Source organism: Streptomyces sp. NPDC002845, from assembly GCF_053591955.1.
In genome coordinates, this window is sequence record NZ_JBSFUU010000105.1 from 12,156 (window position 1) to 28,093 (window position 15,938).

General features: G+C 69.6%; 17 protein-coding genes and 3 pseudogenes. 13 read left to right on the forward strand and 7 right to left on the reverse strand.

Going from position 1 to position 15,938, the window contains the following annotated elements; translation table 11 throughout:
• Window positions 1-16: 16 nt before the first annotated feature.
• From ACWD3C_RS42835 to ACWD3C_RS42845, 3 genes are read right to left on the reverse strand one after another with little or no spacing between them, the layout of a single operon-like run.
• Complete coding sequence (locus ACWD3C_RS42835; RefSeq protein WP_451153216.1) at window positions 17-1,213, reverse strand: NAD(P)/FAD-dependent oxidoreductase; 1,197 nt, start codon at window positions 1,211-1,213, stop codon at window positions 17-19.
• Window positions 1,210-1,551 (reverse strand): non-heme iron oxygenase ferredoxin subunit, encoded by a 342-nt coding sequence (locus tag ACWD3C_RS42840; protein WP_451153218.1) that lies wholly within the window; start codon window positions 1,549-1,551, stop codon window positions 1,210-1,212. Before ACWD3C_RS42840 ends, ACWD3C_RS42835 begins: the two co-directional genes overlap by 4 nt.
• Window positions 1,548-2,900, reverse strand: coding sequence for an SRPBCC family protein (locus tag ACWD3C_RS42845; protein WP_451153220.1), 1,353 nt, complete (start codon window positions 2,898-2,900; stop codon window positions 1,548-1,550). Before ACWD3C_RS42845 ends, ACWD3C_RS42840 begins: the two co-directional genes overlap by 4 nt.
• A gap of 101 nt (window positions 2,901-3,001) precedes the next feature.
• Between ACWD3C_RS42845 and ACWD3C_RS42850 the strand changes: the two genes are divergently transcribed.
• From ACWD3C_RS42850 to dmpG, 5 genes are read left to right on the forward strand one after another with little or no spacing between them, the layout of a single operon-like run.
• On the forward strand, window positions 3,002-4,000 hold the full coding sequence (locus ACWD3C_RS42850; RefSeq protein ID WP_451153222.1) for a zinc-binding dehydrogenase: 999 nt from the start codon (window positions 3,002-3,004) through the stop codon (window positions 3,998-4,000).
• On the forward strand, window positions 3,997-4,941 hold the full coding sequence (locus ACWD3C_RS42855) for a 3-carboxyethylcatechol 2,3-dioxygenase (RefSeq protein WP_451153224.1): 945 nt from the start codon (window positions 3,997-3,999) through the stop codon (window positions 4,939-4,941). Before ACWD3C_RS42850 ends, ACWD3C_RS42855 begins: the two co-directional genes overlap by 4 nt.
• Window positions 4,938-5,741 carry a 2-keto-4-pentenoate hydratase gene (locus tag ACWD3C_RS42860; protein ID WP_451153226.1) on the forward strand — a complete coding sequence of 268 codons (804 nt, stop codon included), beginning with the start codon at window positions 4,938-4,940 and terminating at the stop codon, window positions 5,739-5,741. Before ACWD3C_RS42855 ends, ACWD3C_RS42860 begins: the two co-directional genes overlap by 4 nt.
• A 5-nt stretch (window positions 5,742-5,746) precedes the next feature.
• Window positions 5,747-6,691 carry an acetaldehyde dehydrogenase (acetylating) gene (locus tag ACWD3C_RS42865; RefSeq protein WP_451153246.1) on the forward strand — a complete coding sequence of 315 codons (945 nt, stop codon included), beginning with the start codon at window positions 5,747-5,749 and terminating at the stop codon, window positions 6,689-6,691.
• A complete protein-coding gene (gene dmpG / locus ACWD3C_RS42870) occupies window positions 6,688-7,710 on the forward strand; it encodes a 4-hydroxy-2-oxovalerate aldolase (protein ID WP_451153228.1) in 1,023 nt (340 codons plus the stop codon). The genes ACWD3C_RS42865 and dmpG overlap by 4 nt, the downstream gene beginning before the upstream one ends.
• A gap of 63 nt (window positions 7,711-7,773) precedes the next feature.
• Here the strand turns inward: dmpG and ACWD3C_RS42875 are convergent, their stop codons facing one another.
• Complete coding sequence (locus tag ACWD3C_RS42875; protein ID WP_451153230.1) at window positions 7,774-8,058, reverse strand: IclR family transcriptional regulator domain-containing protein; 285 nt, start codon at window positions 8,056-8,058, stop codon at window positions 7,774-7,776.
• A gap of 4 nt (window positions 8,059-8,062) precedes the next feature.
• Here ACWD3C_RS42875 and ACWD3C_RS42880 point away from each other — a divergent pair, with 4 nt between their 5' ends.
• A complete protein-coding gene (locus tag ACWD3C_RS42880; protein WP_451153248.1) occupies window positions 8,063-8,494 on the forward strand; it encodes a thiolase C-terminal domain-containing protein in 432 nt (143 codons plus the stop codon).
• Between the two features lie 17 nt (window positions 8,495-8,511).
• Window positions 8,512-8,718 (forward strand): annotated as a pseudogene (locus ACWD3C_RS42885) (SDR family NAD(P)-dependent oxidoreductase); the annotation flags it as partial.
• Between the two features lie 17 nt (window positions 8,719-8,735).
• Here the strand turns inward: ACWD3C_RS42885 and ACWD3C_RS42890 are convergent.
• Window positions 8,736-10,004, reverse strand: coding sequence for a PucR family transcriptional regulator (locus tag ACWD3C_RS42890; protein ID WP_451153232.1), 1,269 nt, complete (start codon window positions 10,002-10,004; stop codon window positions 8,736-8,738).
• A gap of 162 nt (window positions 10,005-10,166) precedes the next feature.
• On the opposite strand from ACWD3C_RS42890, the pseudogene ACWD3C_RS42895 reads away from it, so the two are divergent.
• Window positions 10,167-10,418 (forward strand): annotated as a pseudogene (locus tag ACWD3C_RS42895) (IS701 family transposase); the annotation flags it as partial.
• A 66-nt stretch (window positions 10,419-10,484) separates the two neighbouring features.
• On the opposite strand, the gene ACWD3C_RS42900 reads toward ACWD3C_RS42895, so the two are convergent.
• Window positions 10,485-11,450: a nuclear transport factor 2 family protein gene (locus ACWD3C_RS42900; protein ID WP_451153234.1), complete on the reverse strand. Its 966-nt coding sequence runs from the start codon at window positions 11,448-11,450 to the stop codon at window positions 10,485-10,487.
• Window positions 11,451-11,788: 338 nt separating this feature from the next.
• On the opposite strand from ACWD3C_RS42900, the gene ACWD3C_RS42905 reads away from it, so the two are divergent.
• The 3 genes from ACWD3C_RS42905 (at window position 11,789) to ACWD3C_RS42915 (ending at window position 12,700) form a co-directional block, all read left to right on the forward strand.
• On the forward strand, window positions 11,789-11,923 hold the full coding sequence (locus ACWD3C_RS42905) for a hypothetical protein (RefSeq protein WP_451153236.1): 135 nt from the start codon (window positions 11,789-11,791) through the stop codon (window positions 11,921-11,923).
• A 69-nt stretch (window positions 11,924-11,992) separates the two neighbouring features.
• Complete coding sequence (locus tag ACWD3C_RS42910; protein WP_451153238.1) at window positions 11,993-12,247, forward strand: transposase; 255 nt, start codon at window positions 11,993-11,995, stop codon at window positions 12,245-12,247.
• A 174-nt stretch (window positions 12,248-12,421) separates the two neighbouring features.
• The gene (locus tag ACWD3C_RS42915; RefSeq protein ID WP_451153240.1) at window positions 12,422-12,700 is read left to right on the forward strand and encodes an IS3 family transposase; all 279 of its coding nucleotides are present in this window, start codon (window positions 12,422-12,424) and stop codon (window positions 12,698-12,700) included.
• A 451-nt stretch (window positions 12,701-13,151) separates the two neighbouring features.
• Here the strand turns inward: ACWD3C_RS42915 and ACWD3C_RS42920 are convergent, their stop codons facing one another.
• Complete coding sequence (locus tag ACWD3C_RS42920; RefSeq protein WP_451153242.1) at window positions 13,152-14,276, reverse strand: amidohydrolase family protein; 1,125 nt, start codon at window positions 14,274-14,276, stop codon at window positions 13,152-13,154.
• A gap of 207 nt (window positions 14,277-14,483) precedes the next feature.
• Here ACWD3C_RS42920 and ACWD3C_RS42925 point away from each other — a divergent pair, with 207 nt between their 5' ends.
• Entirely contained in the window at window positions 14,484-14,960 is a 477-nt protein-coding gene (locus tag ACWD3C_RS42925) for a MarR family winged helix-turn-helix transcriptional regulator (RefSeq protein WP_451153244.1), read from the forward strand.
• Window positions 14,961-15,061: 101 nt separating this feature from the next.
• Window positions 15,062-15,430, forward strand: a pseudogene (locus tag ACWD3C_RS42930) (AAA family ATPase); the annotation flags it as partial.
• Between the last annotated feature and the right edge of the window lie 508 nt (window positions 15,431-15,938).

Below are 15,938 nucleotides of genomic sequence, written 5' to 3' on the forward strand. Positions count from 1 at the left end.
GCCGTCAGGCGGCACATCAGCCGCGCAGCAGGCCGCGCAGGTTCACGGCCGGGTCGGCCAGCCGGTCGGCGGTGACGCGGACACGGCGGTCGATCAGCCGGCGAGCGGCTCTGACGGCGGCCGGGTCGTCGACCGAGGCGGCCGCGACGACCAGCCCGTCCCTCAGACCGAAGACGGAGAAGGACGGGTCGTCGTAGGAGCCCCTGAGGACGGTCTGCGCGGCTGCCTCCATGTGCCCGACGGCCTCGATGTGGAGTCCGTGCCGGTCCGTCCAGAACCAGGGCGCGGCAGGCGCCGGTTCCGGGGCGCCGAGGAGGGTCGCCGCTGCCCTGGCACCGTCGTGCTGGGCTGCTTCCCAGTGCTCGGTGCGGGGCACTCCGCGCATACGGGCAGGGTCGCCGACGGCGAGCACCGCCGGGTTCGAGGTGACGTGACGCTCGTCGACGACGATGCCGCGGTCCACCTCCAGCCCGGCCGCCTGCGCCAGCTCGGTGCACGGCACCATGCCGACGCCGAGCACCACCGCGTCGAAGAGCCGTGTGACTCCGCCGAGCCCGACCTCGATGCCCTCGGGCCGGTCGACAAAGGACTCCACGGCGGCCTGTACGGCTGTGACCCGGTGGCGGGTGTGCAGTGCGTGCAGCCAGGCGGCCAGCTCCGGGCCGAGCGCGGCGGCCAGCGGCACGGCGACCGGGTCGACGAGGACGACCTCGCAACCGAGACGTACGGCGGTGGAGGCGACCTCGGCACCGATCAACCCGGCGCCGACGACCAGCACTCTGGCACCGGGAGCGAGAGCCGGGCGCAACCGGTCGGCGTCGTCCGCCGTGCGCAGGACATGCACGCGCTCGCCACCGATACCCGGAATCGGGAGACGGGCGGCGGCACCGCCCGTCGCGAGCACGACACGGTCGGCGGGAAGCAGGTGCCCGTCGCCGAGCTCGACGGCGCCGTCCCCTGGCCTCAGCGCGGTCACCGTCGTCCGGTTGATCAGCCGTACCCGCTGGTCGTCGTACCACCGGGGAGGCTGGAGGGCGATCTCCTTGACGTCCTTCGTGCCGGTCAGGAAGTCCTTCGACAGCGGGGGACGGTCGTAGGGGAAGTCCCCGGAATCGACGAGGGTGACATCACCGTCGAAGCCGCCCGCTCGCAGCGAGGCGGCAGTGCCGACGCCGGCGATGCCGCCGCCGACGATGACGACACGCTCGGTCACGGCGACTCTCCCGGGAAGAGGTAGACCTCGCCGTCACGGACCTCGACGCGGTGCGGGCAGGCGTTCTTTGTCGCGGGCAGGCCCTGGACCTCGCCGTTCTTCAGGCAGAACTTGCTGGAGTGCAGCGGGCATTCGACGAATCCGCCCTCCACCCAGCCATCGGCCAGTGAGGCGTCCTCGTGCGTACAGGTGTCGTCGAGCGCGTAGACACTGTCGTCGGTGTCGCGCAGCAGGGCGATGTCGTCGGCGGTGCCGGTGACCGCCTTGTCGATGGCGATGCCCTCGCCCTGGGGGATGTCGGCCAGGGCCGCTACTCGAATACCGCTGCCGTTGCTCATGCGTGGTGCTCCTCGTGCCAGGCGGGCGTGTTCATCAGTTCGCGCCAGCGTGCGTAGAAGGCCCGGCCGGCGGCGTCGCTGTAGAGCTCGCTGGTCCTGCCGGGGTGGCGGCCGTCCTCGCGTTCGCTGCCCATGCCCATCTGGTAGTTGAGAGCGACGCCGCCTGTGATGAAGCCGTGCGAGATGGCCTGCACCTCGCTCCAGTTCTCACCGTCGTCCTGCTCGAAGATGCCGCTGGGTCCGAACGTCCGCAGGTTGTACAGGCGTTGGGCCTCGCGGACCTCTTCGGGCATGGACTTGTCGACGATGGTCCAGGCCCATACCTCCATGCGGTCGGGGCCCTTGGGGTGCCAGATCCGGATGGATCCGTTGACGGGGAGGTAGGAGAAGTTGGGGAAGACGGTGGCGTGTCCGTTGGTCAGCGGTCCCTCGACGCGGGCCTCGCCGAGCCGCTCCCGCAGCGCGTCGTAGTCCGTCCACTCGTGCACGGTCTGGGCGTCGAAGCGGTTCTTGGGATGGACCGGGAAGCCGGCGCCGTGCCCGTTCGGGTCCACGTACTGGCGGCCGGTGCGGTGCACGACCTCGTCCTTGGGTTTCTTGCCGGACGGCGAGAGGACCATGAGCGCCGAGGCGTGGCTCATGTTGACGTGGTACCAGTCGGTGGCGAACTGCTCGGCGGCCAGCTTCCAGTTGCCTTCCAGGACCCACTTGTGGACTCCGCCGACGACGACCGTCCCCTCGTCGTCGTGGTCGAGCATCGCGTCCATGTACCAGGCCATGTCGCCGAGCGACTCCCGCAGCGGGATCGGGTCCGGATTCCAGGTGCCGAAGACCAGCCCGTGGTACGTCTGCACGTACGGCACCTCGACAAGGCCCCACTGCCCCGTCTCGAAGGACTCCGGGTAGCCGTCCTTGTTGGGCACGCTGACCAGCGAACCGTCCAGGTTGTACGACCAGCCGTGGTAGGTGCAGGTGAAGTTGCGGGTGGTGCCGAAGTCGGCGCGGCAGACGCGGGCACCCCGGTGCCGGCAGGAATTGAGGTAGGCGCGGATACGCCGGTCACGGTCCAACGTCACGATGACCGGGTCCTCGCCCATGTACGTCGTGAAGAAGTCGCCGGGCTTGTGGAACTGGTCGGTGTGCGCGAGGAACAGCCAGCTCGGCGCGAAGACGCGGCGCAGCTCCTGGCGGTACAGCTCCTCGTTGGTGAAGATGACGCGATCCAGCAGCCCGCCCTCAGCGTCGACGAGCCCGGATACGTCGATGTTCCGCGCCAGGTCCGCCGGACGCCGCAGCGCCCCGCGCGGGGCCGCCGTGGCCGCGCCCTGAGGTTCGATCGTCGAGGTCATGAGCCCAGGCAACAGCAGCGACGCGGCCGGGTGCCATCCGTCGTTCCGTACGGCGGCACGCGCGCTGTCGGCAGTCGGCGGGCGCGGGGGAGCGTGAACGCATGCTTGCTGCCATCGCCATCTCCCAGAGCGCGACCGATCCGCTGGCGGGGCTCGTCCTCGGGGAAGTCCCCGAGCCTGAGCCCCGCCCCGGCTGGTCGACCGTCCGTGTGGTCTCCTCGTCGCTCAACATGCACGACCTGTGGACCCTGCGCGGCGTCGGTCACCCGCCCGAGCGGCTGCCCATCGTCCTCGGCTGCGACGCGGCCGGCTATGACGAGAACGGCAACGAGGTGCTCGTCCACCCGGTGATCGCCGACCCGGACGCCGGTCTCGGCGACGAGACGCTGGACCCCGGGCGTGCTCTGCTGTCGGAGCAGCACCACGGGGCGTTCGCCGAATACCTCACAGTCCCCACCCGCAACCTGATCCCCAAGCCGTCCTGGCTCACCTTCGACGAGGCGGCCTGTCTGCCGGTCGCCTGGGGCACCGCGTACCGCATGCTCTTCACCCAGGCGGGAATCCGCGCGGGCGACCGGGTCCTCGTCCAGGGGGCCGGGGGCGGCGTCGCGTCGGCCGCGATCAAGCTGGCCGTGGCCGCGGGCGCCGTCGTGTACGCCACCAGTCGCAGCGAGGACAAGCGGCGGCAGGCCGAATCCTGGGGCGCGCGCAAGGCCGTTCCCACCGGCGAACGGCTGCCCGAGCGCGTGGACGTCGTGATCGAGACGGTCGGTGAGGCCACCTGGTCGCACTCCATGAAGTCGCTGCGTCCCGGCGGCACGATCGTCATCGCCGGAGCCACCAGCGGGACGAACCCGCCCGCCGACCTCGGCCGGATCTTCTATCTCCAGCAGCGCGTCCTCGGCTCGACCGGCTGCACCCGCAGCGAACTGGTCTCACTGCTGAAGCTCATGGACGCCACCGGCCTGCGCCCGGTCGTCGACCGGGCGCTGCCGCTGGACGAGATCCACAAGGGCTTCCAGCTCATGATCGACGGGCGGCTCACCGGCAAGCTCGTCATCCATCCCTCCGCCCCTCACGAGCAAGGAGCCCCGCGATGACCGCCGCCGTCGGCCTGTCCCACTCTCCCCTCATCGGCAAGAACGACCCGTCCCCGGACGTCCTGTCGGCCGTCGAGGACGCCGTCGAGGCGGCTCGCTCCTTCGTCCGCGCCTTCGACCCCGACCTGGTCGTGCTGTATGCCCCGGACCACTACAACGGCTTCTTCTACAAGGAGATGCCTCCGTTCTGCCTGGCCATCGAGGCGAACGCCGTCGGCGACTTCGGCTCCGCCGCCGGACCCCTCTCCGTCGACACCGACGCCGCCCGCGCCCTCGCCCGCGGGGTTCTCGACCGCGGAGTCGACCTGACCGTCTCGGCCCGGATGACCGTCGACCACGGCTTCGTCCAGCCGCTGGAAGTCCTCTTCGGCGGCATCGACAAGGTGCCGGTCGTACCGGTGTTCGTGAACGGTGTGGCCACCCCGCTCGGCCCGGTCAGCCGTATCCGGGCACTCGGGACCGCGATCGGCGAAGCGGCCGCCGCACTGGACCGCCGTGTGCTGTTCCTCGGCTCCGGCGGGCTCTCCCACGACCCGCCCGTCCCCGTGCTCGACGGCGCCCCGCCCCGGGTCGCCGACGCCCTCATCGAGGGGCACCCGCCCACACCCGAGCAACGGGCCCGGGGCGAGGAGCGGGTGATCCGGGCGGGCCGCGAGTACGCCTCCGGCTCGACCCGCATGGTGCCCATCAACCCCGCCTGGGACAACCTGGTCCTGGACACCCTGGAAAGCGGCCGGCTCGCCGACGTGGACGCCTGGACCGTGGAGTGGATGGGCGCCGAGGGCGGTGGCTCGGCCCACGAGGTCCGCACCTGGATCGCGGCCTTCGCGTCCCTTGCGGCGACCGGCTCGTACCGCATGACTTCCCGCTTCTACGCACCGATCCCCGAATGGATCGCGGGCTTCGCCGTGGCTACCGCAGAACAGGAACCGAACCGATGACCGAACGCGAACGAGCCATCACCATCGCGACGGACAGGCTGACGACCGCAGCGGTCAAGCGGGAACCCTGCGCCCCGGTCCGCGATCTGCTGGGCGCCGGCGACATCGACGCTGCCTACGAGGTGCAACGCCGTCTCACCGCCCGCCGACTGGCCGACGGGGCCGTCCGCACCGGCCGGAAGATCGGCCTGACCTCGCCGGCCGTACAGAAGCAACTCGGCGTCGACCAGCCGGACTTCGGCGTCCTGTTCTCCGACATGGACGTCTCCGCCCTCGCCGAAGTGCCCACAACACGGCTGCTCCAGCCGAAAGTCGAGGCGGAGATCGCCTTCCTCCTCGCCACCGACCTGGACGGGGACGATCTCGACCTGGCCGCCGTCCGCGCCGCGGTCGCCTACGCGATGCCCGCCCTGGAGATCGTGGACAGCCGCGTCGCCGACTGGGACATCACCATCACGGACACGGTCGCCGACAACGCCTCCAGTGGCCTGTACGTCCTCGGCGAGTCCCGTCTCCCGCTCACGGCCTTCGAGCCCCGTGAGGCGACCATGCGGATGTACGTGGACGATGTCCTCGTCTCCGAGGGCACCGGCACCGCGTGTCTCGGCGATCCCCTGAGCGCCCTGCTGTGGCTGGCCCGTACGGCGCGCGCCTACGGAGACCCACTGCGGGCCGGCCAGGTCGTCCTCTCCGGCGCGCTCGGCCCCATGGTCAGCGTCTCCCCTGGCGTCACCGTCTTCGCGGAGATCTCCGCCCTGGGCACTGTCACCGCCGCGTTCACCGACAAGGAGCCGTCATGACCGCCCTGAAGAAGACGAAAGTGGCCGTGATCGGTTCCGGCAACATCGGCACCGACCTGATGATCAAGGTGCTCCGTCTCTCGGAGACACTGGAGATGGCGGCGATGGTCGGCATCGACCCGGCCTCCGACGGGCTCGCCCGCGCCCGCCGTCTGAAGGTGCCCACCACCCATGAAGGCGTCGACGGCCTGATCCGCATGGACGGCTTCGACGAGATCGACATCGTCTTCGACGCCACCTCGGCCAAGGCCCACATCGCCAACGCGGACAGGCTCACCCCCTTCGGCAAGCGGCTCGTCGACCTCACCCCCGCGGCTGTCGGCCCCTTCGTCGTCCCGGCGGTCAACCTCGACGACAACCTGGACGCCGCCGACGTCAACATGGTCACCTGCGGCGGGCAGGCCACCATCCCGATCGTCCACGCCGTCGCACGTACGACTCCCGTCCCGTACGCGGAGATCGTCGCCTCCATCGCGTCGAAGTCGGCCGGGCCCGGCACCCGCGCCAACATCGACGAGTTCACCGAGACCACCTCCGCGGCGATCGAGACCGTCGGCGGCGCCACGCGTGGCAAGGCGATCATCGTCCTCAACCCCGCCGAGCCCCCGCTGATCATGCGGGACACGGTGTTCTGCCTGATCGGCGACGCCGATCACGACGCGATCCGCGCCTCCGTGACCGACATGGTGGCCGAGGTCGCCCAGTACGTCCCCGGCTACCGGCTCAAGCAGGACCTCCAGTTCACGCCCGTACCGGCCGACGAACCGGTCCACACCCTCCTGCCCGCCGAAGCGCCGCGGGTGATGACCAAGGTCTCGGTCTTCCTGGAGGTCGAGGGCGCCGCCCACTACCTCCCCGCCTATGCGGGCAACCTCGACATCATGACCTCGGCCGCCCTGCGCACCGCCGAGCGCATCGCCCAGCACGCACGACAGGGGGCATCCGCATGACCACCAGCCTCTACATCCAGGACGTCACCCTGCGGGACGGCATGCACGCCGTACGGCACCGCATCGCCCCCGCCGACGTCCAGCGCATCGTCGCCGCCCTGGACGCGGCCGGCGTGGACGCCATCGAGGTCGCCCACGGCGACGGCCTGGCCGGCGGCTCGCTCAACTACGGCGCCGGCAGCCACACGGACTGGGAATGGATCGAAGCAGCCGCCTCGGTCCTCGAACGGGCCAGGCTCACCACGCTCCTGCTCCCCGGCATCGGCACCATCGCCGAACTGAAGCAGGCCTACGCGCTCGGTGTCCGCTCGGTCCGCATCGCCACCCACTGCACCGAGGCCGATGTCTCCGCCCAGCACATCGCCACGGCCCGCGACCTCGGCATGGACGTCTCCGGCTTCCTCATGCTCAGCCACATGGCCCCGGCCCCAGAACTGGCCGAGCAGGCACGGCTGATGGAGTCCTATGGCGCCCACTGCGTGTACGTCACCGACTCCGGAGGCCGTCTCACCATGGACGGTGTCCGTGAACGCGTCCGCGCCTACCGCGACGCGCTGCGGCCGGAGACCCAGATCGGCATCCACGCCCACCAGAACCTCTCCCTGGCAGTGGCCAACTCGGTCGTCGCCGTCGAGGAGGGGGGCACCAGGGTGGACGCGTCCCTCGCCGGACACGGCGCGGGGGCGGGCAACTGCCCGATCGAACCGTTCGTCGCCGTCGCCACCCTCAACGAGTGGAAGCACGGCTGCGACCTGTTCGCCCTGCAGGACGCGGCGGACGATCTCGTACGACCGCTGCAGGACCGTCCGGTCCAGGTCGACCGCGAGACGCTCACTCTGGGCTTCGCCGGCGTCTACTCCAGCTTCCTCCGGCACGCCGAGGCAGCCTCCCGGCAGTACGGCATCGACGTACGCAGCATCCTGCTGGAAGTGGGCAGGCGCGGGCTGGTCGGCGGGCAGGAGGACATGATCGTCGACATCGCGCTGGATCTGCTGCGGGCCGCTCCGGCGGCGTCCTGACCGTCAGGTGGTCGCGACGGAGGGGGTGCCACCGCGCGCGGTGGCACCCTCATCCGGCACGGGTCATGCGGTACGGGCCAACCCCCTCGCCGCTGCCTGCGAGGCCGCGGCGGCGACCCGGCGGGCATGCACGCTCAGCCGTCGCGTGTCGATCTGGCCGAGCCGGCCGGCGACCGAAAGGGCCGCGACCGCTCGCCCGGCGCGGTTCAGCACCGGCGCCGCCACGCAGGCCACGCTGACCCTGCTCATGTGCTCACCGGTCGGCGACGGCGCGGCGGTGATGGTGGTCTGCTCACCGCGCCGCATCCGCAACCTGTCAGGGCCGGCGGTACGGGTCCGGGCCAGCACATAGATCTCCGGAACTGACCAGTCGGATGCCGAGCCGGCCGCCGCCCGGGCCAGCGCTCTGGCCTACGAGCAAGCGGGCCTGGGTCCCCACGACCTCGACGTCGTCGAGGTGCACGACGCCGCCGCACCCGCCGAGCTGATGGTGTACGAGGAACTCGGCCTGTGCGGCCCGGGCGAGGGTTCCGCACTGCTCAGGTCAGGCTCGACGGCCCTCGGCGGCCGTGTCCCGGTCAACCCCTCCGGCGGCCTGCTCTCCCGCGGGCACCCGCTGGGTGCCACCGGGTGCGCCCAACTGGTCGAACTCACCGATCAGTTGCGTGGGCGCTGCGGGCCGAGGCAGGTACCCGGAGCCCGGGTCGCGCTCGCCGAGAACGGCGGCGGCTTCCTGGGCACGGACCCCGCCGCCATGGTCGTCACGATCCTCACGGCGGACTGATCCACCGATTTCCGCTCTTGCACGGTGGTCGTCGTCTCCGGCGACGAGGCTGCGGCCGAGGAAACGGCGGCCGCGATTCCGGGCGCCACCCACCAGGTCTGCGCGATGTCCGGGACGAGCAGGAGATCCAGGCGCTGATCGACGCGGCCGTCAAGCGGCACGGTGCCCTGCACGTCATGGTGCCCAACGCCGGAGTCGGAGGTCCCTGTCCGCTGCTGGAGATGGACCACGCGAAGCGTGTTCAGGACGCTGCCCCGGGACCCACGGGTCCCGGGGCTCGCGTCATCCGGGCGCCGAACCAGTCGCAGGCCCGAAGAGCCAGTTCCAGATCAGCTGTGTTCTGTTCCCACGGGCGGCCGAGCGACTCGACCGCCTTCTGAACGCGGTACTGGACGCTGTTCTTGTGCATCATGAGCCGTTCACCGGCCGCCGTGTAACTTCCGTGCAGGGCGAGGAAGACACCCAATGTCTCTCTGAGTCGGCCGAACCGCTCGCCGTCCTGGGCGAGCGGGCCGAGGACGGACCGTACCCAATCCCGTGCGGACTCCAGGTCGGAGCACATCAACGCGAGCGGACCGACCTCTGCGAACCAGGTGGCGGGGGCGTCCGCAGGTCCGCCTAGCGTTGCCGCGGTATGGGCCAGCAGTGCCTGCCGATGGGGGGCGCGGAAGCCTTCGACTCCCTGCGCGGGCTCTCCGAACGCCACCCGCAGCGGCCACCGGTCCAGCACCTCCGCAAGCCTGGATTTCGACAGCACATGGCCTGACGGCAGCGGGAGCCGGGCCCACGCGAGTCGCTCGTCGAGCGGGACGACCAAGCGTGCGTCACCGCCGGCGACCCGAGCGAGACTTCGTACCACGCCCTGCGGGTCCGCCGCCTGCTCGCCGGCCGTGGCGCCACCGCCGCTCCACACGATGAGTCCCAGGTGATCGCGGTCGAGCGGATAATTCAGCGCCGTCGCCGCCTCCCCTGCGTCGGCGCCCGACAGCAGCGCCTCGGCGGCGGCCTGTTGAGCAACGGCACGGTTGCGCACCCAGAGGTCCCGCTCCCGCTCATGGGCCGCGGTCACCTGCTCGGAGACGATGTCGACGTACGAGAACAGGCGACGGGTGAAGACGGTGCCGGCGAGGGCCAGTACCTTCACATCACCGGCCTGCCGGCCCAGCCGGTCCCAGCAGTCCGGCAGGAAGCGGGCGTGCGCCAGCCGGTACGCCCTGACCAGCGCACTGGTCGGGATGCCGCGCTGAGCCAGCCGCCGGGCGTACTCGACGGCGGCCACCGGGGCCTCGACGCGGCTGACGTCGATCCGGTGCTGCATGAGATGAACGATCAGTGAAACGTTCTCCTCGATGCTCGCTGACAGCATCCCCTCGATGTCCGGGTCCCCGCGGAGTGAGGGGATGCGGTCCAGGATCCCCCGTCGCAGATCGTCGCTGATCTCGGGGATTCGCTGCGCGAACTCGCCGACCATGTTCCGGATCAGCAGATCGACATCGCCTTCGGTGTCCACGCCGCCTCCTCGCACCCGTAACGGGTCAGCCGAGAGAATCTCCCGACCCCACGGCCGTATTCTGGCGCGACGGCAGATCCGTACCCCGGACGTGTGCCGCACCGTGGCACAGGGGCTAGTACTGCAACGGTGTGGTGGCTGCTGGCCAGCTTGGTCGTTGGTGTGGTTACGGGTGGGGATCTTGCCGATGTCAGGTTGTGTGCGGGTGAACTGGGTGCTCCGCATGAGCGGTTCGGGCGCCGGTTCACCGGGAGGAGCCGCGTGAGTCGGCGCCGGCTTACATGCGGGGCTTCTCCGTTGGAGCGGAAGAACGGCTGGACGCTGGCGGAGGAGGCCGGGCACGCGGGTCCTGATCGCATCCACCGGTTGCTGAACCGGATCGAGTGGACTGCCGACAAGGGCCTGGACGACGTACCATGCCGGGCCTACCAGCAACTGCCCCGAGGGGGCGGCGCGCCGTACGCCGCCCCAGCCCTGGACCTAGAACATCGTGTTGTCGTTCGCCGACGTCTCCGGCACGGCCTGGATCACGTCCCAGTGCTCGACGATCTTCCCGTGCCGTACCCGGAACAGATCCACAATCGCCTGACCCCGCGCACCCGGCGCTTCCACAAAGTGATGGTGGACCGCGACCAGGTCGCCCTGCGCGATCACCCGCTTCGGGGAGACCTTCAGCTGCGGGAGGGCCGCGAAGAGTCCGCCGAGTCCTGCCTTCACGCCCTCCACCCCGTCGGGGACGTTCGGGTTGTGCTGGTGGTACTCGGGGCCGTAGTAGCGGTCGATCGCCGACAGATCCTGGTTGACCATGAGTTCGTTGAAGGCCTTGGTGACCAGCTTCTTGTTGTACTTGGTGAGCCACGCTGGCCCCGGCTGCTCCGTGCGCGGCCAACTCTCCGTCGAGAACATGTCGTTGCCGTTCACGGAAGTCTCGGGCACGTTCTGCCCCACGTCCCAGTGCTCGGCGATCTTCCCGCCCTGGAACCGGAAGATGTCGAAGACCGCCGTGCCCCGTTCGCCCGGTGTCATGACGACGTTCGAGTGGACGAGCACCAGGTCGCCCTCGGATATCACCCGCTTGATGTCGTACTTGGCGTCCGGGAACTGCTGGTGGAGGTCCGTACCGAGGTTCTTCAGCGCCTCGGCGCCGTCGGGCGCGAGCGGGTTGTGCTGGATGTAGTCCGGGCGGACGTAGCGGTCGACAACCTCGGTGTCGCCCCGCTCGAACAGGCCCTTGAGGACGCGTACGGTGACGGCCTTCTGGTAGCTGAGGCGGGCGGAGTCGCCATAACCGGAGTGGGTGCCATAACCGGAGTGAGCGCCGTAACCGGCGTACCCGGCGGAAACGGCGGACGGCGCCGCGACGGCAGGTACGGCGGCGGCGCCCAGCAGGGCGGCGGAAGCCACGAAAGCGACGAGTGCCCTGCGGGCAGGAGTGGTGGGGGTCACGGTGCGTTCTCCTCAAGAAGGTCGGCAAGAAGATTGAGCAGACGTTGAAAGCTCAACATCATGCTTTCTGCAGGCAAAAGCAAGTACGTAGCCTGTCACTGAGAGTGGTAGGAACTCGGCGCGTAGCCAGGGCGCGCAGGATCATGTCGCGGGCAAGGTCGCCTTTGGTGGCGTAGGCGGCGAAGACGCCGATCTGGCAATTCTCTGTCCGTCCGAAGAGCCGTAGCTGAATAACTGTCAGAGTGGATCTGCTGGACGATCTCCGTGGAGTGGCAGGCGAACTTTGAGCTGTTCCAGGGTGCGCGCGGGCGAACCGGGCAGCGGGGTGACGACGACACGTGCAGGTCCAGAAGGCGATGGCCGTCTTGGAACTGGTTGGACAGGTTGGTGCGGCCGACGTCCAGCAGTTGGGCCAGGAGCGTGCTGGTGACAGCTCTGCGGCGGCGCAAAAGAGCAGCCAGGAGGCGGTGTGAGCTGACCCCGGTTTCGTGGAGTCCCTGAAGCCAGGCTTGTGATCCTGGCCCGAAGGAGAACCATGAGCTGTGCCAGCACCACGTAAGTACCCCGACACCGACGAGCTCCGCGAGCGGGCCGCCCGCGAGTTCCGCACCACCGGCCGCCCGGTCGCGCATGTCGCCCGGGAACTCGGCATCCACAAAGAAGCCCTCAGGCAGTGGGTCCGCCAGGCCGAAGCCGATACCGGTGACCGTGACGATCGGCTGATCACGGCTGAACACGAGGAGCCGAAGCAACTCCGCAGGGAGAACGCGGAGTTGAAGCGGCGAATGAGATCCTGAAAGCCGCGTCGGTGTTTTTTGCCCAGGAGATCGACCGTCCCCGGACGAGGCCGAGCAAGTGATCGACCACCTGCGCGAGAAGGGTCTCGGGGTCGATCCCGTCTGCCGGGTGCTGGAGCTGTCGCCGCCAACGTACTTCGCCCGCAAAAAGCGGCCGAAGCCAGCCCGCCGGCTGTGTGGGACGAGCAGCTCATGCCGCTGACCGAGCAGGTCCATGCCGAGTCGGGCGGCACCTATGGTGCCCGCCGGATCACCCGCGCGCTCAGACGCAAGGGCGTCGTCGTGGCCCGCTGTACGGGCGAGCGGCTGATGGGCGAGCTGGGTCTGGAGGGCGTTATCCGAGGTCAGCGGCGTCGGACCACTGTCCCCGAGCGCCGGCGCTCCGCCCGCCGGACCTGGTCGACCGGACTTCACCGCGAGCCCGTCCCGATCAGCTGTGGGTGGCGGATATGACGTGGACATGACGTATGTGCGCGCCTGGTCGGGCTGGGTGTATGTGGCTTTCGTCTTGGACGGGTACTCGCGATGATCGTCGGTTGGCGGGTAGCAAGCCACATGCGGACCGAACTCCCGCTGGACGCACTGGAGATGGCACTGTGGCGGAGACGGGTCAAGAAGGGCTCCGGGCTCGGCTCGCCGAGATCGGCGCTGCCGCATCGGTCGGCTCGGTTGCGGACAGCACGACAATGCGATGGCCGAGGCCCTGAACGGCACCTTCAAGGCCGAGCTGATCGAGATGCAAGGTCCCTGGAAGGACTTCGACCAAGCAACAACGCCATCGACGTGCGGGCGGATCCCGTGGGCTCACGACCGAGCATCCGGTGCCGGTGCTCGCGGGGCTGGGCCGACGGCACAACGTATGTGCCGTCGGCCCAGCCGCATTCCTCATCTGTTGCTGTCTTGATCAGAGGTTCAGCAGGCGTGCCGCGTTGTGGTGTGCGATGCGTTTGAGGTCGGTGCGGGAGAACGGCGCTGTGCGGAGGAACTCGACTGCCTCGGCGGTTGATTCGTAGGGGTAGTCGACGGCGAACAGCAGCCGGTCGGCGCCGATGGCGTGGACGGCTCCGCTGAGGGCCGCGTGGGAGAAGACGCCGCTGGTGGTCGCGTAGAGGTTGTGCCGCAGGTAGTGGGAGGGCAGTTGTCGTGGCCTGCTCTTGGGGTCGGCCTGGTGGTAGCGGCTGTCGAGTCGGGCCAGCTGGAAAGGCAGCAGTTCTCCCATGTGCCCCAGCGTCACCGAGGCCCCGGGGAACTCGTCGAACACTCCGCCGTAGATCAGGCGAAGTGCGTGGGCGCCGACCTGTGCTGTCCATCCCCAGGACGGGCCGCTGAGCACGGGATGTCCCTGGAACACCCGCCACTGATCGGCGGGGAAGAGTGCGGGGTGGAGGTAGAGCGTCACGCCGAGCCGTTCGAGTTCGGCCCACACGGGCCGGAACTGCGGCTCGTCGAGGTAGTGGCCCTGAACGTGGTCGTTGTGCAGGACTCCCTTGAGGCCGAGTTGTTCCACCGCCCGGCGCAGTTCGACCACGGAGGCCTGCGGGTCCTGCAACGGCAGGGTGGCGAAGCCGGCGAACCGTGTCGGGTGGGCGGCGACCACTTCGGCCAGGTGGTCGTTGACCCGGCGGGCCGTGGCCACGGCCTCGGAGGGGTTCTCGATGGCCTCCACGCCGGGTGAGGTGAGCGACAGGACCTGTATGTCCACGCCGTGCTCGTCCATGTCCGCCAGCCGCAACTCCGTGAAGTCGGCGAGCCGGCGCCCCCACTCCTGCCCCCAGCCGGGGGGCATACGGGCCTCGCCCGGCCACGGGATCAGCTCCGGAACGGAGAACGCCTCTTCGACTGCGATCACCTTCATGTGGCGCCCCGGGCGGCCGGCGGCGGTCCCGGCCGACGTGGAGGTGGCGGCCTGGGCGGTGGCGGGCGGGGCCGCGAGGGCTGCCGTGCCGGCGGTGACGCCGGCCGCGGCGGCCAGCAGACGCCGCCGCGAGGTGCCCGCGGCGAGGGGGGATCCAGACGATCCTGTCGTCATCGTCCTGCCTTCCATCGGTTTGTGGGAATCGGGGGCATGGGGCCGGGGGGTGGGGATCGATCAGAGCCCAGCATTAGGTAGCCTAATCATAGGCTACCTAATGAAGGGTGATCTGGGAAGCTCCGGTGATGTTGGGCACCAGGCCTGACCGGCTTACCATCGGCAGACCGCGCCGAACCGACCGTCCCGCCGTGAAAGCAGAACCACATGTCCTCCTCCCCGCCTGAATCCGAGCCGCTCATCCGGCTGCTGTGGCGCGCACACAACTGGTTCCGAGCCGCCCTGACCACTGCGTTCGAGGCCCAGGAAGACGGGGCGACCGTCAGCGCGGCACACGTGACCCTGCTCAGTCAGCTCCCGTCAGAAGGGGCGAGCATCGCCGAGCTGGCCCGGCGTCTGGGCGTCAGCGCCCCGACCGCGCACCAGTGGGTCCATGAACTCGTCGCCCTGGGCGTGGTGACCGTGGAGAGCGATCCGCAGTCCGCCCGGTCGAAGCTCGTACTCCTCACGGCGGCCGGTGTCCGGCGCCGCGCAGAGACGATGCAGATACTGGCCGGGCTCGAAGCCGCGCTCGCCGAACGCGTCGGCGCGGATACCGTCACCGCACTACGGGCCGCACTGGAGGAATCGTGGGGATCTCCGGAATCGGTGGCGGCGGACCTCCCCGACCTCCCCACCCGGTAACGCTGTTGAATCCCGGGCGCAGTGGCCGGTACCTCCCCGGGCAGCAGGCGCAAGGCCACCACCCACGGACCGCATGACCGGCCCGGCACGAACCTGCACGACAGAACGCCGCGTACATCGCCTCAGCGGCTCAGTCAGACGTGACCCGCACCGAGCCGCCCTTCCAACTCCAGGGCTCGTACCGCAACATGAACAAGACCGCCCAGCGCGTCCAGCCGGTCATGAACACCACCGAACTGCCGGCGCTGATCGACGACCCCTACCGGGCCGAGACCCAGACCCTCACCACCGGCGCCGAGGCCAACCTGCTCAAACTCGCCGAACTGCGCGGCACACTCACGGCCGAACAGCTCGCGCGGTGGCCTGAGTTGAAGGCAGCGTAAGTCCGCGCCCAGGCCCTCAGTGAGTCCGAGGACGACCGGCTCACCCGCGCGGTCATGGCGTCGACGCGTATGGGGCTTATCGTGTGAGCCCTGTTGAGTGGCGTGAAATGCCTGAGAGTGCTTGGGACGTGGCGAATCGTGGAGTGGCCGTGTCCGCCGTGGAGACGGCGGGTCTTCCCGATAGGGGAACCTCCGGAGTCGGACCGGTACGGCTGGCCGCTGTCGTTCCAGTTTGCCGGGGCCGCTTCTGGGCGGTCTTTGGCTGATGAGCGGGCTGTTCCGCTGCTGGTCCTGCGTGGCGAATGGGGGATGGGTAAGTCGTTCGCGCTGGAACAGGAACATCGCGATCTACGCCTCGCGGAAGTTCCGCCGGGCCTGCCGGAAGCTGGGCGTCACCCAGTCCATGGGGCGGGTCGGCTCGTGCTTCGACTGTGAGGATGATCGGGTGCCGCTCCGGGCGGTGGCCTGACCCGTGCTTCGACTGGCGTTGCTGCCTTGGTGTTGATCTGTCGGCCACTGCTGGAGCAGTACTCGCTGCCGCCGGGCAGGGGACGTGTCCCGATAGGGGCCTTCGCGACAGGCACCGTCACAGTCT

Bases quoted from the DNA above. Each gene is read 5' to 3' on its own strand.
- ACWD3C_RS42925 (WP_451153244.1), top strand. From the start codon at position 14,484: ATGTCCTCCTCCCCGCCTGAATCCGAGCCGCTCATCCGGCTGCTGTGG.
- ACWD3C_RS42860 (WP_451153226.1), top strand. From the start codon at position 4,938: ATGACCGAACGCGAACGAGCCATCACCATCGCGACGGACAGGCTGACG.
- ACWD3C_RS42855 (WP_451153224.1), top strand. From the start codon at position 3,997: ATGACCGCCGCCGTCGGCCTGTCCCACTCTCCCCTCATCGGCAAGAAC.
- ACWD3C_RS42920 (WP_451153242.1), bottom strand. From the start codon at position 14,276: ATGACGACAGGATCGTCTGGATCCCCCCTCGCCGCGGGCACCTCGCGG.
- ACWD3C_RS42850 (WP_451153222.1), top strand. From the start codon at position 3,002: ATGCTTGCTGCCATCGCCATCTCCCAGAGCGCGACCGATCCGCTGGCG.
- ACWD3C_RS42840 (WP_451153218.1), bottom strand. From the start codon at position 1,551: ATGAGCAACGGCAGCGGTATTCGAGTAGCGGCCCTGGCCGACATCCCC.
- dmpG (WP_451153228.1), top strand. From the start codon at position 6,688: ATGACCACCAGCCTCTACATCCAGGACGTCACCCTGCGGGACGGCATG.
- ACWD3C_RS42845 (WP_451153220.1), bottom strand. From the start codon at position 2,900: ATGACCTCGACGATCGAACCTCAGGGCGCGGCCACGGCGGCCCCGCGC.